Origin of the sequence: Methanosarcina sp. UBA411 (assembly GCF_002495725.1) — an archaeon.
GTDB lineage: Archaea > Halobacteriota > Methanosarcinia > Methanosarcinales > Methanosarcinaceae > Methanosarcina.
The window spans coordinates 95,098-118,999 of record NZ_DAGK01000012.1; the positions used below are offsets into that span (position 1 = coordinate 95,098).

Annotated in this window: 17 protein-coding genes and 2 pseudogenes; 8 read left to right on the forward strand and 11 right to left on the reverse strand. The window is 42.3% G+C overall.

Annotation, left to right across the window (positions count from 1 at the left end; translation table 11 throughout):
• Positions 1-120: 120 nt before the first annotated feature.
• From BP861_RS04175 to BP861_RS04185, 3 genes are all read right to left on the reverse strand, one after another.
• A complete protein-coding gene (locus tag BP861_RS04175; RefSeq protein WP_292372878.1) occupies positions 121-807 on the reverse strand; it encodes a pentapeptide repeat-containing protein in 687 nt (228 codons plus the stop codon).
• A gap of 622 nt (positions 808-1,429) precedes the next feature.
• Complete coding sequence (locus BP861_RS04180; protein WP_292372880.1) at positions 1,430-2,236, reverse strand: DUF6544 family protein; 807 nt, start codon at positions 2,234-2,236, stop codon at positions 1,430-1,432.
• A gap of 151 nt (positions 2,237-2,387) precedes the next feature.
• Positions 2,388-2,582, reverse strand: a complete 195-nt coding sequence (locus tag BP861_RS04185; RefSeq protein ID WP_292372882.1) for a YwbE family protein — start codon at positions 2,580-2,582, stop codon at positions 2,388-2,390.
• 568 nt (positions 2,583-3,150) lie between these two features.
• On the opposite strand from BP861_RS04185, the gene gatE reads away from it, so the two are divergent.
• From gatE to BP861_RS04205, 4 genes are all read left to right on the forward strand, one after another.
• A complete protein-coding gene (gene gatE / locus BP861_RS04190; RefSeq protein ID WP_292372884.1) occupies positions 3,151-5,052 on the forward strand; it encodes a Glu-tRNA(Gln) amidotransferase subunit GatE in 1,902 nt (633 codons plus the stop codon).
• Positions 5,053-5,366: 314 nt separating this feature from the next.
• The gene (locus tag BP861_RS04195; RefSeq protein WP_292372886.1) at positions 5,367-5,750 is read left to right on the forward strand and encodes a response regulator; all 384 of its coding nucleotides are present in this window, start codon (positions 5,367-5,369) and stop codon (positions 5,748-5,750) included.
• A 287-nt stretch (positions 5,751-6,037) separates the two neighbouring features.
• The gene (locus tag BP861_RS04200; protein ID WP_292372889.1) at positions 6,038-7,519 is read left to right on the forward strand and encodes an aldehyde dehydrogenase family protein; all 1,482 of its coding nucleotides are present in this window, start codon (positions 6,038-6,040) and stop codon (positions 7,517-7,519) included.
• 10 nt (positions 7,520-7,529) lie between these two features.
• Positions 7,530-8,975, forward strand: a complete 1,446-nt coding sequence (locus BP861_RS04205) for an aspartate aminotransferase family protein (RefSeq protein ID WP_292372891.1) — start codon at positions 7,530-7,532, stop codon at positions 8,973-8,975.
• A 553-nt stretch (positions 8,976-9,528) separates the two neighbouring features.
• Here the strand turns inward: BP861_RS04205 and BP861_RS04210 are convergent.
• From BP861_RS04210 to BP861_RS04245, 8 genes and pseudogenes are all read right to left on the reverse strand, one after another.
• A complete protein-coding gene (locus BP861_RS04210) occupies positions 9,529-10,035 on the reverse strand; it encodes a hypothetical protein (protein ID WP_292372893.1) in 507 nt (168 codons plus the stop codon).
• A gap of 175 nt (positions 10,036-10,210) precedes the next feature.
• Positions 10,211-11,131 (reverse strand): annotated as a pseudogene (locus BP861_RS04215) (ankyrin repeat domain-containing protein); the annotation flags it as partial.
• Between the two features lie 248 nt (positions 11,132-11,379).
• A complete protein-coding gene (locus BP861_RS04220; RefSeq protein WP_292373280.1) occupies positions 11,380-11,649 on the reverse strand; it encodes a tetratricopeptide repeat protein in 270 nt (89 codons plus the stop codon).
• Between the two features lie 78 nt (positions 11,650-11,727).
• Positions 11,728-11,898 (reverse strand): annotated as a pseudogene (locus tag BP861_RS04225) (tetratricopeptide repeat protein); the annotation flags it as partial.
• Positions 11,899-11,931: 33 nt separating this feature from the next.
• The gene (locus tag BP861_RS04230) at positions 11,932-12,213 is read right to left on the reverse strand and encodes a hypothetical protein (protein ID WP_292372895.1); all 282 of its coding nucleotides are present in this window, start codon (positions 12,211-12,213) and stop codon (positions 11,932-11,934) included.
• A gap of 399 nt (positions 12,214-12,612) precedes the next feature.
• Positions 12,613-13,554: a glycine betaine ABC transporter substrate-binding protein gene (locus tag BP861_RS04235; protein WP_292372896.1), complete on the reverse strand. Its 942-nt coding sequence runs from the start codon at positions 13,552-13,554 to the stop codon at positions 12,613-12,615.
• Positions 13,555-13,758: 204 nt separating this feature from the next.
• The gene (locus BP861_RS04240; RefSeq protein WP_292372898.1) at positions 13,759-14,589 is read right to left on the reverse strand and encodes an ABC transporter permease; all 831 of its coding nucleotides are present in this window, start codon (positions 14,587-14,589) and stop codon (positions 13,759-13,761) included.
• Positions 14,583-16,100, reverse strand: a complete 1,518-nt coding sequence (locus BP861_RS04245) for a quaternary amine ABC transporter ATP-binding protein (protein WP_292372900.1) — start codon at positions 16,098-16,100, stop codon at positions 14,583-14,585. The genes BP861_RS04240 and BP861_RS04245 overlap by 7 nt, the downstream gene beginning before the upstream one ends.
• A gap of 661 nt (positions 16,101-16,761) precedes the next feature.
• Here BP861_RS04245 and carA point away from each other — a divergent pair.
• The 4 genes from carA to BP861_RS04265 all read left to right on the forward strand — a co-directional run bounded on the left by carA (position 16,762) and on the right by BP861_RS04265 (position 23,798).
• A complete protein-coding gene (gene carA, locus BP861_RS04250) occupies positions 16,762-17,868 on the forward strand; it encodes a glutamine-hydrolyzing carbamoyl-phosphate synthase small subunit (RefSeq protein ID WP_292373282.1) in 1,107 nt (368 codons plus the stop codon).
• A complete protein-coding gene (gene carB / locus BP861_RS04255) occupies positions 17,868-21,089 on the forward strand; it encodes a carbamoyl-phosphate synthase large subunit (RefSeq protein ID WP_292372902.1) in 3,222 nt (1,073 codons plus the stop codon). The genes carA and carB overlap by 1 nt, the downstream gene beginning before the upstream one ends.
• A gap of 273 nt (positions 21,090-21,362) precedes the next feature.
• Complete coding sequence (locus BP861_RS04260) at positions 21,363-22,550, forward strand: argininosuccinate synthase (RefSeq protein ID WP_292372904.1); 1,188 nt, start codon at positions 21,363-21,365, stop codon at positions 22,548-22,550.
• A gap of 270 nt (positions 22,551-22,820) precedes the next feature.
• Complete coding sequence (locus BP861_RS04265) at positions 22,821-23,798, forward strand: hypothetical protein (RefSeq protein ID WP_292372906.1); 978 nt, start codon at positions 22,821-22,823, stop codon at positions 23,796-23,798.
• Positions 23,799-23,902: the final 104 nt, after the last annotated feature.

Consider the following 23,902-nt stretch of genomic DNA (forward strand, 5'->3'; position numbering starts at 1 on the left):
ATTAAAAAGATAATATTAAAAAGGTAATATTAAAAAAGTGCGAATTCAACAATATTTTTAAAAGGGAGAAATACTTTTGTTATTTTGTTCTGTGTGCAATCCATTCATAGGGAATAGATTTCATAATAGAAAAGAATCTGGTACTTCTAAAAGATCAGGGTACTTTTCTTTTAGTGGTATTAAGATCTCTTCGTCTAATTTTGCATTATAAAGGGTTTTCACTTTAGAAAGCTGGTCAACTGATACATTTTTTGCATGACATAAATTAGCTCCTTCAAGGTTAGTCTCTTGGAAGTTAGTATCTAGAAGATCAGCTCCGTAAAGATTAGCCTTAATAAGGCTAGCCCCCTGAAGATTAGCTTTTGTAAGATTGGTATCCTGAAGGTCAGCTCCATAAAGGTCAGCATCTTGAAGATTGGCACCGTGAAGATCAGCCCTTTGGAGGTTAGCCACCTGAAGATTAGCCCCTCGAAGATCAGCCCCTCCAAGATTAGCCAAATGAATGTTGGCCAATTGAAGGTTAGCCTCTTCAAGGTCAGCAGCTTGAAGGTTTGCCTTTATAAGGTCAGTACCTTCAAGGTTAGCTTTTACAAGGTTAGCCTTTTCAAGGTCAGCTCCTTTTCCGCCCAGGAGATGAGCATTTGAAAGGTTAGCCCCTCGAAGATCAGCCCCTCGAAGATTAGCGCCTCTGAGATCTGCTCCTTCAAGGTTAGCCTTTATGAGATTAGCCTCTTCAAGATTAGCCTCTCGAAGGTCAGCCCCTATAAGGTTAGCTCCCCTAAGATATTTTCTTTCAGGAATATTCATTTATAATTAATTGGCTTTGAACTAAAATAAACATTACTATACCAGGATATCTTTTGTTCAAAATTTATTTTTAAAATTATATAGATATATAGTCTAGATATATCAAGCCATAAGAAATGATAACTATCTTTTGGTTATGATACTACTTAGGATGATTTTTCAGTGATTTTAGAAAACATTGAAAAGAGAGTTTGCCACGGAGAAGATTTATATTTATATTTCCTTATTTTGTATTTATTGGTGTATTTATTCGTTTACTTATCTTTGCCTTTTTTAGCTCTAACTGCGTTTTTGTAACTGCTGGAATTTTGATCCCACATTATGCAGTAAAATATGGTGTATTTAGAGATCAAAAACAATGTCATTCAATTTTCGCCAAGTTCCAGCATATGTTAAAATTAATTTAATCGGTTTCAAAAACCCTATTAGGAAAAAATATTGGTTTTCGAAAAAGCGCTGCATAATGTGGATTTTATAGTCATATGTTTAATTATATACTACTATATGAATGCTGGTGCTGATGAAAGCACCTGGAGAATAATGAAAAATAGCAACTCAGGATGAGACATTTAAATCTTACAAAAGTATAATGGAAAACGCCTTAGCTCTCTTGCTTATTTTTTCAATATGGATCTTCCGGATTAAACTTTAAATCGGTTATCTTTACATCAATGTATTCCAGATCGCCCTCTCTTAAATTCCAGACGCCTGCGCCCTGTATGGGAAGCCTAAGTCCCTCAAATTCACCGTATCCTCTGATCGGAGTAGACCAGTTTTCCAATTCAAACTTACCGTTGCCCATGTCCCTGTAACGTGGAGCCATGAAATTTGTCAACTTCCCCTCATCGTCAAAGTACATAGTTGCGGTTACATTTTTACCCATATCCTTCAACGTTACTTTTGCTGAACTGGCGTCGATGGGTTCGAAAGAAATGTTTTTTCCCAGATAAGCCGATGGGAACCACATCATTTCGTTAAGGTAACGAGTCATAGCTCCCTGATCCATTTTCTTGCCTCCTGAATCTGCAACTGTGAATAATGAAAGCGCCTTCACCAGAATATTGCCCCTGCCCTCCAGGTAATAATCTCTCACTCGCATCAGTGGCAAACCAAAAGTTTTCATATACGCAATCCAGACGAAACCCGGCGGGCTTGCGGAATAATATTGTTTTGCCTCAAAGTTCATCCACGGTTGTGTGATATCTTTCCGGATTTTTCCGACTTGCTTGAGCCTTACCGTTTGTACTATCGGCTTACCAACCACCCCTGTATAATTAAGATATCTTTTTATCGGATCCGGCAGTTTTTGCAGCATCTCTTCAGTAACGATGACCGGCTTCTGCTGCTGCTGTGTAAATATTTTCTTGATTTCCTTGCCAAGCTTCGTACCGGCAATAAAAAACATATCTGAAGCAATAAATTTTAGCATGTTTTTATCTCATTGTCATTTTTTCCATTAAATATTGGGTGCATGTTCAACATAAGATTTTCAACATAAGATTAATAGATATATGGTTGTTGGCGGTTACTCCTTACCATTGACCACATGCCAATTTCCGAAAACACTTATCCTGCAACTTTTAATAGATTTCCTTAACTCTTCCAACCTGGCCATCCGTTAACTGTACTTTTATTCCGTGCGGATGGGTTGAAGAATTGGTTAAAATTCTCTTTACGACGCCCCGAGTAATTTTTCCGGTTTTCTGGTCTGCTTTTAAGACAATTCCGACATTTAGTCCTTCTTTAATGTTTGCTCTGATAGTACCGTTTCTCATGGCAGAAGGTAAGTTCGGGATTATATAAAGGTGTAGGTTTTCAGGAAATAAAAAACTTTAATGACGATAGAATATAAGAATATAAGAATAATCCGAGAAGAGACTCCTTTTGGTAAGTCCGATGCTTACACTTTTCAAGAAGAATATCTCTGCGGAAATGGCCAGCATTTCTTTACTGATATTTACTACTTGGCGGGTCAAATTGTTTCACTCTTATATACAGAGATACCTTTATACATTCTATCATACCTTTTACATTCAACTTCTTACTCAACAATTATTCAACAGCTACTCAACAACAATTGAGAATTGCAGTGCAGCACCTAAAAAGCTAAGAGAGGAATCAAGCGCAAAAAGAGTTTAAATGAGAGAGGAATTAACGAGCCGAAGGACTTAAAACAGAAGGGAGAACAAAAAGAGCTGGATTTGAAAGATCGGATTTGAAAGAGAATTAAAAAGGGCTAAAGGGAAAATTAAAGAGAATTTAAGAAAAATTTCAGGAAAATTTAAAGAAGATAAGGAAATTAAAGAGCATTAAGGCGCTTCCTGCTTAGATTCGGGTGAAAATATGGAAAAATATGATTACAGTGAACTTGGGCTAAAAGCCGGGCTTGAAATTCACCAGCAGCTTGATTCGAAGGAGAAGCTGTTCTGTAGGTGTCCGACCATTATAAGGGATGTCAAGGATTCGGACTTTGAGTTCTTCAGGTATCTCAGGGCTACGGAAAGTGAGATGGGAGAAAAGGACAGGGCTGCAGTGGAGCAGACCAAGATCCGGAGGAAGTATGTCTATAAGGCATATGACACTACCTGCCTTGTAGAAAATGATGAAGAGCCTCCAAGAGAACTCAATAAGGAAGCCCTGGATATTTCCCTCGAGGTTGCAAAACTCTTCAACATGAAACCTGTCGACCAGATGCACGTTATGAGGAAGATTGTGGTCGACGGGTCAAACACGAGCGGGTTTCAGAGGACTGCTTTTCTTGCAAGCGACGGATATATCGAGACCTCTGACGGGCGCTGCGGAATTGACAGCCTCTGCGTAGAAGAAGAAGCTGCCCAGAAAGTAGAGGAAATCGGAGACTCGATAATTTATTCCCTGGATAGGCTGGGAATTCCACTTGTGGAGATCGCAACTGCGCCAGATATTACTTCCCCTAGCCAGGCAAGAGAGGTTGCCGAGCAGATAGGAATGTTCCTCAGGTCTACAGGAAAAGTAAAGAGAGGGCTTGGCACGATCAGGCAGGATGTAAACATCTCAATTGCCGAAGGTGCAAGAGTCGAAATTAAAGGCGTGCAGGCACTTGACCTCATAGAAGATATTGTTCGCAGGGAAGTTGAAAGACAGTTAAATCTCCTTTTTATCAGGCAGGAGCTTATGGAAAGAAAAGCCTTCGTCTGCGAAGAAATCTATGACGTAACAGGACTTTTCGTAGATACAAAATCCAAGGTCTTGCAAAAAGGCGTGAAAAAAGGAGCAGTCCTTGCAGCCCTTCTCAGGAAATTCGATGGGCTCGTAGGCAAAGAAGTACAGCCAGGAAGAAGACTCGGAACCGAATTTTCAGACCGGGCAAAGACTGCGGGTGTAGGAGGGATTTTCCACACCGACGAACTTCCCAACTACGGGATAACCGAAAAAGAAGTCAAGACTGTCCGAGACGCAATAGGTGCATCTGTAGGGGATGCCGTAATAATGGTTGCGGACGAGCCCGAAAAAGCTAGGCTCGCAATCGAAGCGGTTATTGCTAGGGCAAAAGAAGCCATAGAAGGAATTCCGGAGGAGACTCGAAAAGCCCTTCCCGATGGAAATACCGCCTATATGCGGCCCCTTCCTGGCGCTGCAAGGATGTACCCTGAAACCGATGTGCCTCAAATCGAAATCTCGCAGGAATATTTCGATTCGATTGAGACTCCCGAACTCCTTACTGAAAGGGCGAAACGTTTTATCTCCGAAAACGGCCTGAATAAAGAGCTTGCCGAAAAAATAGCTTATTCAAAGCATCTTCCTCTCTTTGAAGATCTAATAGAGATTTACAGGAAAGATGCAAACGTAAACTCAACTCTCATTGCGAGAACTCTTGTCGGGATCGTTCCGGAAATCCGGAGAAATGGGGTAGAGACCGAAAACCTTACAGATGAGCATTTCAAAGGGCTTTTTGTAGCAATTTCAAATCAGGAAATCGCAAAAGAAGCCATCCAGGACCTTTTATCCGCTCTTGCAAAAGAGCCTGAACTGAGCACTCCGGAAGCGATTTCAAAGCTTGGGCTCAGTGCTTTTGATCCCGAAGAAGTCGAAACCTTCATCAAGAAAACCGTCATGGAAAGAGGAGACTTTATCAAGGAAAAAGGTCCGGCAGCTCTTGGTCCCCTCATGGGTATTGTCATGAAAGAATACAGGGGCATGGTCGATGGAAAAATCCTTAGCCAGATGCTAAAAAAAGAATTGGATAGTTTCATAAATCAGGGATAAATCCTTTTTTATCCCTTATTCTTTATTGTTTTTATTCTTTACTTTTCATTCTCATTCTTTTTTCTTATTCTTTATCCCTTATTCTTTATTCATGATCTTCTGAAGAAATAATATTTTTATCATCATCTATTATCACTTCAAATATGTAGAAACTCCAATATATGAAGGAAAGAAGATAACTTTTTATATTAATTAAGACATTTGTATTGATAGAAGTAGTTGTGGGTGAGATTTAGGTACATATTTCTAGGAGATGGTGAATTGTGTAATGAACCACACTAAGGTTATAAAATAATAACCTAAGGAGAGATCCCATGAAAGTACTGCTTGTAGACGATGACCCCTTATTTTTGGAGTTATCAAAGACCTTCTTAGAAGTTTTCCATGACATAACTTCGGATACTGTAAACTCTGCAAGAGAAGCCCTTCAAAGGCTGGAGAAATACTCCTATGATGTGGTAGTATCAGACTATGATATGCCTTTAATGGATGGCATCACGTTCTTGAAAACAATCCGTGACAAAAGGATTAATACTCCCTTCATCCTGTTCACAGGTGTAGGCAGAGACGAACTGATGCATCAGGCAATAGAAAATGGCGCAAATTCCTTTATTGAGAAAATAGGAGATCCAAAGGCTCAGTACTCCGAGTTGTCAAAAAGAATCTGGCAGGCTGTCAGCAACAGTGCAAGCTTCTAAAAAGAGCAAAGGAAAAACTTTGTGCCACGCGGTAATTCTTAACCAGATTAAGAGTAACCAGATTTAGAGTGTGTTTGAAATTGTCAATAGCTGTTGCTAATTCAGTTTTTGAATATTTATCTAGGCTTTTAAGGAGCTTGAAACCAGCTTTATTTAGTTCCCTTTATTAATTCTCCTCCTACTTAATAAGAAGCAGAGTTATCCTGCAGGCCTGGAAAACCTTCTGTAAGAAAAAATTGCTGGAATATATTTATTTCCTCGTATATTCATCCTTTTAGGGGGATTGTATGGTTCAGGAGTACAAGCTGTTTATAGGGGGAGAGTTTAAAGACTCGTCAACCGGAGAGGTTTTTGAGGATATAAATCCGGCTACTCTGGAGAGCCTGGCAACAATACAGGTAGCTGGAGCTGAGGACGTGAACAAGGCAGTTGAGGCTGCCGAAGCAGGGTTCAGGCTCTGGAGTAAGGTCCCGACTCCAAAAAGAGCTGAGGTACTCTTCAGAGCAGCCCGGATTCTGCAGGAAAGAAAGGAAGAACTTGCTGTCCTTATGACAAAAGAGATGGGAAAGATTCTGCCTGAAACAAGGGGAGATGTACAGGAAGCTATCGATATCACAAATTATGCCGCTGGGGAAGGAAGGAGGATGTTTGGGGAAACAACGACTTCCGAACTCAAGGAAAAATTCTGCATGACAGTGCTGAGACCGATAGGGGTCGTTGGTCTAATTACGCCTTGGAACTTTCCAATTGCAATTCCTGCCTGGAAGATAATGCCAGCCATTGTAGCTGGAAACGCAATCGTTTTCAAACCTTCAAGTGATACTCCCTTACTTGCCCTCAAATTGATAGAGGCGCTTATTGAAGCAGGCTTGCCTCCCGGAGTAATAAATCTGGTAACAGGACCAGGAGGAACTGTGGGAAAAGCTTTAGTCCAGCACCCTCGAATAAAAGCTATTTCCTTTACAGGCAGCCTTGATACCGGAAAATGGATAATGGAAGAATGTGCAAAAACCATGAAACGGGTCTCTCTGGAACTTGGAGGCAAAAACCCGGTAATTGTCATGGATGATGCTGATCTTGAACTAGCTCTTGAAGGAGTACTGTGGGGAGCTTTCGGGACTACCGGACAGCGCTGTACTGCGACAAGTAGACTAATTCTGCATGAGAAGATAAAGGACGAATTCATAAAAAGGCTGCTTGCAAAAACAAAAGCTCTCAGGGTAGGTGACGGGCTCCTGCCTGAGACGGATATAGGACCTGTAATCAACAAAGCACAGCTTGAGAAGATCGAAAGATACGTGAAAATAGGAAAAGAAGAAGGGGCAGTTCTTCTTACAGGGGGAAATAGAATAGATCCCGGACTTCCGGGTTATTTCTTTGAATCCACAATATTTACGGATGTTAGGCCGGAAATGAGGATTGCACAGGAAGAGATTTTCGGGCCAGTACTCGGGATCTTTACGGTTTCAGGCCTTGAAGAAGCAATCGAGCTTGCCAATAATACTAAATACGGGCTTTCTTCGGCAATCTATACAGGAAATATTGGAAATGCTTTCAGGGCAATCGAAAAAATCGAAGCCGGAATCACATATGTTAATGCCCCTACAATAGGGGCTGAAGTACATCTCCCCTTTGGGGGAGTGAAAGGGACAGGAAACGGTTTTCGGGAAGCCGGAACCGAGGCTATCAAGGAGTTCTCCGAGGTAAAAGCCGTATACATCGACTATAGCGGCAGGCTGCAAAAAGCCCAGATCGATTCAGCGGAATGAAGTCTAGAACATGGAAAAAATAAAGGAGGAAGGTGTTCTGGCTCAGAAGAAAACTGAAAAATTTGAAAAGGCTCAAGGGACTGAGAAGTCGGGGAAAAATTCATCACAAAATGTGGGTCACGGTCTTGATTTTACTGAAGAAAAAACCGAACTAAAAGAAACCGAACTTTTTGATATCGTCGGCCCGAAAGCCAGGGAGATTATCAAGCAAGATTGCAATATGATATCGGCCTGTGCAGCCCGTCCCTATCCCCTGGTTGTGGACAGAGCAAAGGGCTCTATAATCATGGATGTTGATGGAAGAGAGTACATTGACCTGGTTGCAGGAATCGCTGTCATGAATGCAGGCTACTCCAATCCTCATATTAACACTGCAATCTCAACCCAGCTTGAGAAAATGACTCACTGTGGATACGGGGATTTCTTTGCCGAGCCTCCGGTGAAGCTTGCAAAAAAACTAGAAGAACTTTCAGGCTATTCAAAGGTCTTCTATTGCAATAGTGGGACTGAAGCTGTGGAAGCTGCAATCAAACTTGCCATATGGAAAACAAAGCGGCAGGGCCTTATCTCTTTTTACAATTCCTTTCACGGCCGGACTCTAGGTTCCCTCTCCCTTACCTGCTCAAAAGCCAGGCAAAAAGAACATTTTCCCGCGATTCACACAGCTCATTCCCATTATGCCTACTGTTATCGCTGTCCTCTTAGACTCGAGTATCCTTCCTGCGGAATTGAGTGTGCAAAAGAACTTGAAAATCTGATTTTCAGGCGAGAATTAAGCCCAAAGGATACAGCTGCTGTTTTTGTGGAACCGGTCCAAGGAGAAGGCGGGTACATTGTTCCCCCTCCTGAGTTTCACAGGGAAGTAAGGAAAATCTGTACAGACAATGATGTCCTCCTTGTAGCTGACGAAGTCCAGACAGGCTGCTTTAGGACAGGCCCCTTCCTTGCAATGGAAAACTTTGGGGTCAGAGCTGAAATTTCATGCCTTGCAAAAGCCCTTGGAGGAGGGCTTCCAATGGGAGCAATACTTGCAGACCATGAGCTTATGGACTGGCCGCCAGGTGTCCATTCGAACACCTTTGGAGGAAATCTTCTGGCTTCAGCCGCGTCTCTTGCGTCTCTCGAATTTCTGGAAAAAGAAAATACGGAGAATCGAGTAAAGGAACGCGGTTTCCAGATGAAGCAACGCCTGATGGAGCTTCAGGAAAACTTTCCCTGTATAGGGGATGTACGCGGTTTAGGCCTGATGATCGGAGTCGAGATTGTAAAACCCGATAATTCAATAGATACGGTACGGAGGGATAGAATTCTTAGGGAAGCCTTTAAAGAAGGAATTCTGCTTCTCCCCTGCGGGGATTCAGTAATTCGTATTTCTCCTCCTCTAGTGATTACAGCTGAAGAGGTTGACCTCGGGCTCGAGAAATTTGAAAAAACTCTGAAAAAAACAAGGAGTTAAGTTTCCGAAAAAATAGGATATATTAGGAGATATTCAATCTTAAAGATATTAATGAGCCTAGGAGATATTCAATCTTAAAGATGTTAATGAGCCCCTAGAATATGTAAAAAAAATAATAAGGGTAAGTACATGAATTTTGCGGTCTCTATGAATAAATTAAAGGCTCTTACGGGATGTTTCTGTATAATTAATTTTGCAAAACCTGCGAAGGTTTTTAAGTAAATATCGCATATATAATAATATGGATTATAAGAACAATGATCCTTTTGAGAACGATGGTTCGGCTTTGTTAATTTTTATAACTTTAGTTGCTGTGGCAGTAAGTATCTTAGGGATAGTTATGTGCATCACCTGATCAATCTCTATAAAATAGTAAAAACGGTCTTTTTTTTCATTAGATGAGTATAGTTAATTTTTAAGTAAATAGAATAATAAAGAATATAAATTACTATATCCTTTCTAGCCTTTCTCGTTCTTTATTTTCATCGTTCGTTACTTTTATATTTTATTGTTACCGTCCATTAATTTTATCGTTCTTTATTTTCACTGTGCTTTATTTCCTATTCTCTTTGACTTCCTTCAACCCTTCTTCAGCCGGCCTGAGAGTTAAAAACCTGCTCGCAAGAGGAGCCATAGGAAGGTCTGAACTAAGCGTTAGAGAGCAGATTCTTGATCCTGTCAACGTTCTTCCCGGCAGGTCAGGCATGATCTCAAACCCTTTCCCTGCAGGCAGCTTAGGGCTTTCGAATAAGGACTCCGGAAGACCAGCAGATCTGATTCCGGCACAGGAGTTGGAAACAAGTCTCGGAAGAGTTTCCGGGCTCAAGCGAAGATGATCAGAAGAAGAGAGTCTCAGATCCCTGTCAGGCGAGAGACGTCTATTGAAATCGGGCATAAGATCCCTGAACTGGTCAAGAACCGGATTTGAAAATGTTACGGATTCGTAAGTAGGAGTGAGATTTCCGGCAAGTGCCTTTTCGCAGGCTGCACGGTCAGTTAAGTGAGAAGATGAAGCTGAATTTTTGGATTTACTGTCATTCATAGCAATAGGAATTGTCACGATGGTATATCAATTATACGAAGGCTTTGTCTGTTTTCTTCATCGTAATCCAAAACTTAGAGAGGCTATGCTTTTGAGACCGATATTTAGATATCTGCAATCTGATTATTAGCCCTTTACAACTTATTAGTGGCTCTCTGTATATTCGCCATCCTGTGACGGCTTCCAGAGAAAATCAGGATCTGAAACTTGCACCACTTTCAAGAAGCAAATCAACAATCTCGTTAAACTCCATTTCTTCCGCAATATCCATAGCAGTATTGCCATTCTCGTCCTGAATGTTAAGATCTGCTCCACCTTTAATAAGCAAATCAACAATATCCATATGCCCCACTTGTGCCGATAACATCAAAGCAGTAAGCCCGTTTTCTTCCTGAATATTGAGATTGGCACAACTTTCAAGAAGCAACTCTACAATTTCCCTGTACCCTCTATCTGCCGCATAAATCAAAGCAGTATTGCCATTTTTGTCCTGAATGTTAAGATCGGCACCGGCATTAACAAGTAGCTCAACAATACCCTTATGTCCAATCTTGGCTGCAGCATTCAAAGCTGTGTTACGATTTTTGTCTTGAAGATTTACGTCTGCACTACCTTTAATGAGCAACTCTACAATATCCTTATGTCCTCGATCTGCGGCAGAAATCAAAGCCGTTTCACCGTTCCTGTCCAGAATATTAGGATCGGCACCACCCTCAAGAAGCAGATCAACAATGCTCTTATATCCTACTTTTACCGCAAACTTCAAAGCAGTCTCGCAGTTTCCATCCTTAATATTGAGGTCGGCACCACCTTTGATGAGCAGATCAACAATATCCCCACGTTCGATCTTTGCCGCAGAAGTTAAAGCGGTATCCCCGTTTTCATCCTGAATATTAAGATCGACACCGCCTTTAATAAGCAATTCTACGATGTCCCTGTGCTCTTTATTTACTGCATAAATTAAAGCAGTTTTACCATATGCATCCTGCGAGTTAATATCTACTTTATCGTTTTTCAAAAGTTTCTCTACATTTTCTACCTGACCTAATTTACATGCCTCGAAAAAATTTTGAGTTTTATTTTTTCCAAATAAATTAGATATAAAATTCATAACATTTCTCCTCAAATATCAAGTGTTTTGTATCTACCATATTGTAGCCATCTTGGAATTTTTGATTGAAGCATAGAATTAAAAATAAATTTATATTACTCGGAGAAAATATAACTTTTATCACTCAGCATCATGAAGTATGTAAAAATACATTATTTAGGGGTATCAATTGTTCTTTTTGGAAGAGAAAAATGAGTACCTTAGTGATAAAAAATATCAAGAATGATGCCAAGTGCAATACAGAATAATAATCATTCATCAATTTTCTCTTCACAAAACTCTTTTCCCTTCTCAGCAGCTTCATTTCCAGGGCTGAGTTTCAGAACCCGTACATAGCACTTGAAAGCCTCGCCGTATTCGGCAAACTCGCAAAGCAAATCCCCTCCGCTGAGAAGAGAGTTAAGATGGTCGGGATTGCTTTCAAGAGCCATCCTGAAGGCATTGAGAGCTTTTTCCTTTTCGCCGAGTTCAAGAAGCACATTACCTTTCCAGTACCAGGTCTCAGCATTATCAGGCTTCATTATGGGAGCCTTATTTCGTGAGAAAAAACTAAATCTTGGAATTTTACAGGCCCAGTCTGAAGCTTTCCTGGGCTCTATTTCCAGAGCGCAGTCGAAAGTATCAAGAGCTTTTTTCATGAGACCCATCCTAAAATATACTATGCCCTTATTGGTCAGGATTTTGGAGGATTTCGGGTCAAAAACAAGTGCTTTTTCGAAAGCTTCAAGGGCTTCTTCGTTTTGCCCCAGGGCTGAGAGCACGAAACCCCGATTAGACCACTCAGTAGGGCTTTCAGGCTTAAGCTAAAGGGCAGAATTCACAATTTCCAGGGCTTCAGTATATTTTCCGAGCTTGAACAAACACATCCCGATGTGAGACTGGGTTTCCTTAGCCTTTTCAAGGAACTCTTTTCCGTGGTTTCCCTTCCCTTTTTCGAAAAACAATTCTGCCATTTTTTTCCAGACTTTGTCTGATTCTCCATAAGCAGCCAGAGCATCTTCATATTTGCCCATCTGGAAGAAAACCCTGGCTTTGCTGTAGTCCGCCTTGGCCAATCTATCAAGGTCTTTTAGTGCATTTGCCATTTTTGTCATCTGCCTCTTATACAGTAAGAATAACCAAAATTCTCATATTCAGAATTTTAACTGACATGACCCGCATTCTGAAGCGGTATTCTAAAGCGATTTTCTCTAGACCTGAAAAATGATTATGATAAAGAGTTGATATTTATAATATATAATGTTTTAAACTCGCCCGGCAGCAGAAGATAATACGAATGGCGATTTTATACCATATTGAGGCACAGTGATATTAAGGTTATACATGTTGAAAGGCACAGTGGTACTAAGGTTATACATGTTGAAAAGTTATACATATTGAGTGAAAATAAAACAAAGGCCAGAAAGTAAAGAAAAAAGGATGAAAAATATAAAAAGAGAAAGACGAAAATTAAAAACTGTGTAAAAAATTAGGGAAAAAGAAACTTACTTTTGCCCTATCCACTCGTTAACTTTTTCCGGGTTGTTTTTAACCCATTTTGCTGCGGCTGCTTCAGGCGTCATTCCGTTTTCAATATCCATCATGACAGTCTGGATATCATCATGGGTCCACTTGAAGCGGGTCAGGATGCCGTAGAGATTTGGCTTTTCTTCTTTAAGGCCGAGCTTTGCCAGGGTTTCAACATGGTCAGCCTCGCCGAACACACCCTTTGTGTCGCTGAGGTACTTTAGGTCCCAGCGGTTGAAAGCCCAGTGAGGGGACCAGAGGGTCACAACTGCCCATTCTTTGGAGTCAATGGCTTTTTTTAGGGAGGTAGTCATTGCTGCGCCACTGCCTGGGACAAGCTCCATTTCCAGGTCATACTCGGAAATTGCAGATTCTGATATCTGCATAGTGCCTGATCCGGGGTCGATCCCGATTATTCTGCCGTTAAATTTTTCCTTTTCGGAATTTAGCTCCTCGATCGAATCGATAGTTACATAAGCTGGCACAACAAGCCCAATTTTGCAGTCTTCCAGGTTTGTCTGGACAGAGTCGATCTGGTCACCGTAAGCTTTCCAGTAGTTCTGTTGGGTATTGGGTAGCCAGGCGGTAGTGGTGAAATCAAACTGCCCGCTAGCAAGTCCCTGGTAAAGGGGGCCTACATCAACTGCAGTGATCTCCACATCTTCATACCCTGCCTGTTTAAGAACTTGTTGTATCACATTGGTGCTTGCAATCTCACCGTCCCATAAGACGTATCCTATCTTCACAGGTTCGCTGAACTCCGATGTCCCTGCCGCTGGGGAAGCAGCTTCTATGCCTTCTACGACTTCATCTTCTTTTTCCGCACAGCCTGCTGAAAACAGGGTAAGGCCTATGACAAGGCCAATTGCCAGAACTGATCCAAGTTTTTTAACATTCGAATTAAATTTTGTATCAATCAAAATATCTACTACCTGTTTAAATTTTTTTCAACTTATCCAGTCTTTTTTGAGTCTTTCTTTTCTCTTATCCCTAGTTTTTCAAGAGTTGATAATAAGTGAGCGCCTTCTTTGGGGGATGCATAAGGCTGCCCTGCTAAAGTGAATATCCTATTCAGAACACCCTTTTAAGGAAAGATCTGGAAATAGCGCTTTTATCTAGGGCTTTTATCTGGGGCTAAGGTACTGAGTAATCCGGTCCAAGAAGATCGCGATTATGACAATAGCAAGTCCTGCTTCAAAGCCCATGCCAATGTCCACACGCTGTATCCCGAAAAGAACCTGATATCCAAGCCCTCGGGCTCCGATCATGGCTGCAACTACAACCATTGAAAGGGAGAGCATAATGCATTGGTTGACCCCGGCCATTATAGTCGGGAGTGCCACAGGCAGTTCAACCTTGGAAAGTTTCTGCCAGCCAGTGGAACCAAAGGCGTCTGCAACCTCAGTAAGCTCTTTTGGGACCTGTCTTATCCCGAGGTTTGTGAGTCTTATTGCAGGAGGCATTGCAAAAACAACAGTTGCGATCATGCCAGGAACATTTCCGAGCCCAAAGAATATGAGAGCAGGAATTAAGTACACAAAAGATGGCATAGTCTGCATGAAGTCGAGTGCAGGCTTTACAACATGGAAAAGTATGTTATTTTTTGCAGAAAGGATCCCAAGCGGAATCCCAATAATAAGAGCAAGCAGAGCAGACGAAAGTACAATGGCAAGCGTCTCCATTGAGAGCTCCCAGAGCTCCATGTTCTCGATAAGGAAAAAACCAAATGCAGTCCCTGCTGCAAGTTTGATGTTGCGCTTTCCTACAAAGTATGAGAGTAGAGAAATTCCAGGGATAAAGAATTCTGGAGGCAGGAAAAGAAGCGCATCTTTTAAACCCGAAATAAGGAGATCAAGCTGCTTGCTTGTGAGGTCAAGAAACAGGCCGAAATTGCCTTCGATCCAGTCCACAGCAAATTCAACTGTGTCTCCGACAGGGAGCCGGGGGATCAGCATGTTTTCGCCTCTTGACCAGACCCGGAGTCAGACCTTAAAGGTACTTTGGCAGTCGCCTCGGCAGGAGCCCCGCTGTCAATTCCATCATTAATTATATCGCCCTTGCCATCCGTAACACCTGAGCCTTCAGAATAGGGCCCGACTTCTCCTTTATTTTTGCCAATGAAGACAATTTTCTCGGGAGGCTTATGTTTAAAAAATTTCCCTGCAGATTTTCTTTCCTCTGAAGTCTTTTCTTCTGGATCCTTTTCTTCTGGATCCTTTTCTTCGGGATCCTTTTCTTCGGGATCCTTTTCTTCGGGAGTCTCGGCCCGTCCGTTCTCTCCAGACACTGCAAGAGCGCCAAGTACAGTGCCCCGGACTATAATCCCAAGCAATTTTCCGGAATCATTGACCACAGCAAGGGGGTACTGGCTTTCCGCAATCAGCGGGATCACCTCACTAAGAGGCAGATCTGGAGCCACGCGGGGCGAATCCGGAAACATTGCTACCTCAAGGCTCTTTCCAGTTTTAAGGGCTTCAAGGGCATCACCTATCATAAGTATACCTTTCAGGTGCCTGTTCTTTCCCTCAACTACATAAATCGAGGAGATCCCATGATTTTTCATTAACTGGATAGCTACCCTGGGTCCGGAATTGATGGATACGAGCGGTTCAGGCCGTTTCATGACCGATTCAGCTGTGAGGACTTTAGATCTATCAACACCTTCAACGAACTTTGAGACATAGGAATCTGCAGGTTCGGTCAGGATCTCTTCAGGGGTCCCTATTTGGACTACTTCCCCGTCTTTCATGAGGGCAATGCGATCCCCGAGTTTCAGAGCTTCGTCCAGATCATGGGAGACAAAGATAATTGTCTTTTGCACCCTGTCCTCAAGGGCAAGCAGCTCGTCCTGCATATCGCTCCTGATAAGAGGATCAAGGGCACTGAAAGCCTCGTCCATGAGAAGGATATCAGGGTTATTGGCAAGCGCCCTTGCAAGTCCTACCCTCTGCTTCATGCCTCCGCTCAGCTGGGTTATCTTGCTGTGCTCATAGCCTTTGAGCCCTACGGATTCTATAGCTGCGAGAGCCTTAGAATAACGTTTTTCTTTAGGAATCCCCTGGATCTCAAGCCCATAAGCCACATTATCAAGTACAGTCCTGTGGGGAAGCAGGGCAAAGTTCTGGAACACCATCCCGATTTTGGTCCTGCGTATATCTCGCAGTTCTTTCGCATTCATCTGTGTGATATCCTGCCCATCTATCAGGATTTTTCCAGCAGTTGGCTCGATTAGGCGATTTAGACAGCGTAAAAGAGTGGATTTCCCTGAACCAGAAAGCCCCATTATGACGAAGATCTCTCCATCGTAGACTTCGAAATTGACATTGTTAAGCCCGACAGTCTGTTTTGTTTTTTTAAAAATTTCACTTTTGGATAACCCTTCATTTAGAAGGGAAATCACTTTCGGGGGATTTTTACCAAAAATCTTTGTAATGTTTCGTAATTCGAGTTTTATATTTTTATCCATATGACTTGTCCATGTAATACCACGGTTTGACTAAGTGGCTTTTAAAAAATAACCAATAATCTTTACAAAAGGTAAAAACGTTGTTAAAAAATTGCCACAAAAATTCAGTTAATAAAAACCAAATATTATTCGAGCTAATTAGCCCTTTTACAATTACTTCAACCAGTTGAAGATTTTAATTTAAGAAAATCTCTATTTTTTGCAGCTTAAACAACTTATTTTCCTGACTAGTATTTCTTTCCCACTTATATATAATTTTTTTGCGAAAATATAATATAGCAAAAGTCTACCCCTTAAAAAATGCATATGAATTGGTATAACTTTTCGGTCAAAAAGTATGAAAGTTTATTTTACTTTAGCATATCTGGATTTCAGATTATTATTTTGCTGTACTAAAGAAATTTACTCTACTTCAACAAATTAGTAATTTTTACCACTTACTCGGTTTTTTATTAATATGTTAAAAAATATTACAATGGATACCTGGTCTTTCGAAAATAACGTTTCACTTTATAGTTTGAAAGGCAGATTTCCGAAAAAAATTATATAATTGAAAGATTTATATATTAAAAGACTGAAAAAAATAGGGCAAATTCGAGAATCGGGAAAGTCATCGTAACACTTATACATGTCTTATGACATTTACTCGCAGGTTCAGATGATGAAAGCAGTATTAGGTTTAGAAGATGGAACAGTTATTAAGGGCACCGGTTTTGGTGCCGAAGGCACAGCTTGCGGCGAACTTGTTTTTACCACTCAATTCACGGGATATGAGGAGGCTCTAACAGATCCTTCTTACAAGGGTCAGATTTTAATGTTCACTTACCCCCTTATCGGAAACTACGGTGTCAGTGGGGAGCGTGTCCAGTCCGATAATATGCATGCAGAGGGGCTTGTTGTGAGGGAAGCCTGCAAAAAACCCTATCATTATAAATCAACTCGTTCTATCCACAGGTTTTTGGAGGACGAAGGAAAACCAGGAATTGAAGGCGTGGATACTCGGATGCTCACAATAGGAGCAAGGGAGCGTGGAACCATGAGAGCAGCCCTTATCACGGGCAGCGACGACGGGGAGGAGGCTGTTGATGTAGCAAGAAACTCTCCACAGCTCACGGACGAGGAACTTATCTCTCTTGTAACCTGTAAAGAGCCGCATTTCATTCCCGGAGCAGAAGGCGCCTGGAAAGGCAGCAGCAAACGCAAACATGCAGTTGTAGTTGACCTTGGTGTAAAGCGGAATATAATAAATGATCTGCATAAGCGTGGAATTGACCTTACACTGGTTCCTGCAACCACAAAACCCTCGGAAATTGCAGATTACGAACCGGATCTCCTTTTTATCTCAAACGGGCCAGGAGATCCTGAAAAAGCAAAGGATGCGATCAATGCCGTAAAGGCTTTTGCAGGCACAATTCCGGTCTGCGGGATCTGTTTCGGTCACCAGATTATCTCTATTGCTATGGGAGCAAAGACCTACAAGTTGAAATTCGGGCATAGGGGGGGAAACCAGCCAGTAAAGGACCTCATTGAAAACAAGATTTTCATAACCTCCCAGAATCACGGGTATGCCGTTGATGCGGACTCTCTTGATGGTACAGGGTTATATGTGAAGTACCTGAATGCAAACGACAAAACCGTAGAAGGGGTTTCCCACAAAGACCTGGATATTTTCAGTGTGCAGTTCCATCCCGAAGCTCAGGCAGGGCCGATGGATACCGAGGAAATGTTCTTTAACAAGATTGTAAAAGTCCTCGGAGGTGAGATTTAATGCCTAAACGCGAGGACATAAAGAAAGTTTTGCTTATAGGCTCAGGGCCAATCACTATCGGACAGGCTGCGGAATTTGACTTTTCAGGCAGCCAGGCCTGCAGATCCTTAAAAGAAGAAGGGGTAAAGGTAGTACTTGTAAACTCAAACCCTGCAACCATAATGACCGACCCTGAAATGGCAGATTCGGTTTATATCGAGCCCCTTGATGCCAGAGTTGTAGAAAGGATTATTGAAAAAGAGCGCCCTGACGGAATTATTGCAGGCATTGGAGGGCAGACGGGCCTTAATATTACCAGTGAACTTGCAGAAAAGGGCGTCTTTGAGAAATACGGAGTTCAGATTCTCGGAACCCCTGTCGAAGCCATTAAAAACACCGAAGACAGAGAACTCTTTAAAGAGACCATGCTCAGGATAGGGGAGAAGGTTCCTTTAAGCCGGGCAGTTAATACTTTAAAAGAAGCCGAAGACGTTGTCGAAGAACTTGGCCTTCCTCTCATCGTCCGTCCGGCTTACACCCTCGGCGGAGCAGGAGGTGGAATTGCCCGCACAAAAGAAGAACTGCTTGAAATCACAGAGCGCGGGCTCAGGCGCAGCCGCATCAACCAGGTACTCATAGAAGAAAGCGTGCTTGGCTGGGCAGAAGTCGAGTACGAGGTCATGAGAGATGCAAACGATACCTGCATCGTTATCTGTAACATGGAAAATATTGACCCCATGGGTGTACACACAGGTGAATCGGCAGTTGTTGCCCCTTCCCAGACCTTAAGTGATGCCGAACACCAGATGCTAAGGAGTGCCTCAATTAAGATCATCCGTGCCCTAAAGATCGAAGGCGGGTGTAATATTCAGTACGCCTTGAAAGAAGGCGATTACCGTATTGTCGAGGTAAATCCCAGGGTTTCAAGGTCATCAGCCCTTGCATCAAAGGCTACAGGCTACCCAATTGCCCGCGTAACCGCAAAGATCGCAATCGGAATGACACTTGATGAGATCATAAACAGTGTTACCAAAAACACGCCAGCTTCTTTTGAACCTGCTCTGGACTACGTAATTACAAAAATTCCCAGGTGGCCTTTTGACAAGTTTACAACTGCAGACAAGACCCTGACCACAGCCATGAAGAGTACTGGAGAAGTCATGGCAATTGGCAGGACCGTTGAAGAATCTTTGCTAAAGGCTTTTAAATCCTTGGATATCGACAGCCAGTTAGGAATAAAAAAATGGGAAGAGCCTGAAATTAAAACTCTCCTCAAGACCCCTACAAGCGAACGCCTTTTTGTGATCTTCAATGCCCTTGAGCGGGGCATGTCGGTAAAGGAAATTGCCGAACTTTCAAGTATCAATCCATTCTTCATCTCAAAGATAAAAAGGATCGTGGACATGGAAAAGCGCATCAGGAAAGAAGAACTTACTCCTGAACTTCTGCGCGAAGCAAAAAGGATTGGCTTCCCGGACACCCGCCTTGCCGAACTGACTGACAGGACAAGGCAGGAAATAAGCGACCTCAGGCACAAAGCCGGAATTTTAGCCACTTTCAAGATGGTCGATACCTGCGCAGCCGAGTTTGAAGCAGCTACTCCTTATTATTATTCAACCTATGAAGATGCCTGTGAGACAAATCCCACAGAAAAGAAGAAGATCCTCATCCTTGGAGCAGGGCCTATCAGGATAGGACAGGGAATCGAGTTTGATTACTGTACTGTTCATGCAGTCACTGCGCTTCGGGAAGAAGGCATCGAGACTCATATTATCAATAACAACCCCGAAACTGTATCTACAGACTTCGATACTTCGGACAAGCTCTTTTTTGAGCCTCTGACCCTGGAATATGTGATGAATGTAATCGAGTGCGAAAGGCCTGATGGAGTCCTTGTGCAGTTCGGAGGGCAGACCTCAGTGAACCTTGCTATTCCTCTCAAGCAGGAACTGGAGCACAGGACTGACCTTAATACCGTGATTCTTGGAACTGACCCTGATGACATGGACCTTGCCGAAGATAGGGAAAAATTCTATCTTCTTATGCAGGAGCTTGGCATTCCGCAGCCTGAAGGCGGGTATGCAACTTCCCAGAAGGAAGCAATCGAGGTTGCAAAACGGATCGGCTTCCCTGTACTTGTGCGTCCCTCCTATGTGCTTGGCGGAAGGGCAATGGAAATAGTATATGATGAAATTGACCTTGAACGTTACATGAAAGAAGCGGTCAGGGTTTCTCCCGAACACCCGATCCTTATCGACGATTTCCTGGAGGCAGCCGCGGAAATTGATGTGGATGCAGTCTGCGACCAGAAAGACGTACTTATCGGCGCAATCATGGAACACATAGAGGAAGCAGGTGTCCATTCAGGAGATTCAGCATGTGTGATTCCACCCCAGACTCTCTCACCTGAAGTACTTTCCCAGGTAAGGGATTATACCCGCAAGATAGCGCTTGGACTTAAGGTCAAAGGGCTAATCAACATTCAGATGGCAGAAAAAGGTGGAAAGGTCTATGTGCTTGAGGCAAACCCACGTTCAAGCAGGACAATTCCCTTTGTTTCAAAAGCTGTTGGAGTCTCACTTGCAAAGATCGCAGCTAAAGTTATTGTCGGGCACAGCTTAAAAAGCCTGGGATGCATGGAAGAACCAAAGCCAAATCATGTTTCGATTAAGGAAGTACTCCTGCCTTTTGATAAATTACCAGGCGCAGATCCTGTCCTTGGCCCGGAAATGAAAAGCACTGGCGAGGTCATGGGTGTTGACTACGACTTCGGAAGGGCATACTATAAAGCCGAGCTTGCAGCCGACAATGTGCTGCCCCTTACGGGAAAAGTTTTCCTTTCCATAAGGAATGCAGACAAAACCAAACTTGTAGACGTTGCAAGGAAACTCCAGGCAGCAGGCCTCGAACTTATGGGCACTGAAGGCACTGTAAACTATCTTGCACAAAACGGGGTATTTATGGACGTCGTGAAGAAGGTTCGTGACGGAAGCCCGAATGTCATAGATATGATGCGTAGGGATGAGGTTGACCTTATCATCAACACTCCAACAAGCAAACAGTCTCGCAGGGATGGCTCAAAAATCAGGCGGGCAGCCGTGGATTTCAAGGTTCCGTACATAACCACAATGCAGGCAGCAATAGCCGCAGCCGATGCCATAGAAACTATGAAGAAAGGACAGGGCCTTACCATAAAATCCATCAACGAATATCATAAAGAGATGAAACAGGAAAGCAAATGAGCCGGCTAAACCCGGATAAAAGCCAGAAAGTTCCGGCTCGAAGTTCTACTTAAATACACCGAGTCGAAAAAGATGGCCTGTCTGCCATCTTTATATATTTTTAGACTATCAATCATATTCAATTCTCTTATCTGTTTCAAGTTAGATCTATTTCAAATTAGATCTGTTTCAAATTAGATCTGTTTCAAATTAGATCTGTTTCAAATTAGATCTGTTTCAAGTCACACATGACTCTTATTTGTTTTAATCCAAAGTTAAAGGGGTAGTAAAAGCATGGCAAAGAAAGTTGCACTTGCATATTCTGGAGGGCTTGACACATCAGTGTGCATCCCCATCCTCAAGGAAAAGTACGGGTACGACGAAGTAATTACAATCTCGGTCGATGTAGGCCAACCTGAAGAGGAAATCAAGCGGGCTGACGTAAAAGCCGAGAAGATAAGCGACAAGCATTACACGATCGATGCAAAGGAAGAGTTCGTTAAAGATTACATCTTCCCCCTGATCAAAGCCAACGGAAGCTACGAAGGCTATGTTATGGGCACGTCGGTTGCCCGCCCCCTGATCGCCAAAAAAGTGGTTGAGGCTGCCAAGAAAGAAGGCGCAGTCGCCCTTGCGCACGGCTGCACAGGAAAAGGTAATGACCAGCTCCGTTTCGAAGCTGTTTTCCGCCAGACTGACATGGACGTTATCGCCCCTATGCGGGAAATGAACCTGACCCGCGAGTGGGAAATCGAGTACGCAAAAGAGCACGGAATCCCGGTGGAAGCCACAAAATCCAAGCCCTGGAGCGTTGACGAAAATATCTGGAGCCGCAGCATCGAAGGCGGCAGGCTTGAAGACCCTTCATTTGTCCCACCGGAAGAGATCTACGAGTGGACAACTTCACCTGAAAAAGCCCCTGACCAGCCCAGGATTGTTGACATCGGTTTTGAAGCCGGAGTCCCGGTTTCCCTTGATGGCGAAAAAATGAGCGGCTACGCCCTTGTCAAGAAAATGAATGAAATTGCAGGCGAAAACGGCGTTGGCAGGACCGATATGATTGAAGACCGCGTTCTCGGCTTAAAAGCCCGTGAGAACTACGAGCACCCGGCTGCAACCGTTCTCCTGGCAGCCCACGCCGACCTTGAGAAACTCGTCCTGACCCGCAGCGAACTCAAGTTCAAGAAGATCGTAGACGACCAGTGGTCCGAACTTGCCTATTACGGGCTTGTGGACGAGCCGCTTTATGCCGACCTGAATGCCTTTATCGACAAGTCCCAGGAAAGGGTTACAGGTACAGTGAAAGTCAGGCTCTACAAAGGCGCACTTACTATCCTTGCCCGCAGCTCGCCGAATGCCCTCTATTCCGAGGACCTGGTTTCGTTTGACAGCCAGACCATTGACCAGAAGGATGCAGAAGGGTTTGCGAAGTATCACGGGTTCCAGGCGAGGATGTACAGGAAAGTGATGGATAAACAGTGAATTTGTGAGTTTTATTTATTTACCTGCCTGTTTTTTCAGTAGGCAGGATAATTATTCTCTTTTTTGACTTATTTCTGGCTACTTTTGAAGTTTCAATTATGTTCTATAGTTCCAGAGTAATTAATGGATTTAGCTTTTTCAGAGTGCAGTAGTAGCTGTCTTAAACCGTTGTTGTCACCGTGCGTAGCACGGGCCTTCCCAAGAGAATTTTGAAGAAGAGAGAAAATTGTTTTCATAATTTTCATATTGTATTAGTTATAGTTTAGCACTATGAATGAACAATATCCAGATTTATCTTGGGCATTAATAGATAATCTTTATTTGAAAAATGCAATTTTTGAAGAATACGAGCATAATTCACGTTATCTTTTTTACCTTAATAACCTAATTTCAGAACTGATATCTTATAAATGCGAAGGAATTCAAGAGAAATTAAAAGATGTAAAGACTTTGAAAAAATTTAGTTCAATACTTTCTGAATTAGAGTTCGCGTTATTAATAGCAAAGAACAAAGAAATAAATGAACTAAAACTACTACCTGATGATTACTTGCCAAGTAAATCACCTGACATACTATTTCGAGATGAAGTTATTACTTCTTATGTAGAGGTGACGAGGGTCAACGAAAATCCACATATCAGAGACATAATATCAAGTCGTCTTAGAGAAATTTTAAAATCTCACCCTTATCGGGTTGATGTGTCTCTAAATACAGAATTATCAGTACCTAGGATGAAACGTATTGAAAGACATATTCAAAAGGATCTTGTTGAAAAGTCATTAGATATGTTTGAAGAAATATTCAAAGAGAAACTAACAAAGAATACATTTCAAACTCCGTCAGATGTAATCGACACTGAGAGCCTCACATTTACAATAGAAAGAACTGATTCGGGAAAGGGATATCCAAGATTTATTTCCTCAGACTACATTGAGGTTCCTACTGATATACTGTGCGATTATATAAAGGCAAGATTACTCGATAAAGCGACTAAAAGAAACTCGTTTGGTGACGAACATAGGAAAGTTCACTATATAATTGCTCTAGATTGGTGCGAGCCGTCAATTGATGAGATTGATATTGATAAATTATTATATGATCGCACTGAAGGGATATTTCTTTCAGAGGCAGAAATGAAGAATGTAAGTGGTGTGCTATTCCGAGATAAATGGAATAAAATTGCTTTTTATCCAAATCCGTTTTGTGACGCTGAAATTAATGATCCAAAGTTCTTAAAGTTCATATAAAACATCACAAAAATTCGAATTTGTTTCTTGAATCTTATATCAGAATACCCGATCAAACTCCTCATCATGAAAACAATTATAGAAATTGTCAATGAGTAGAAATG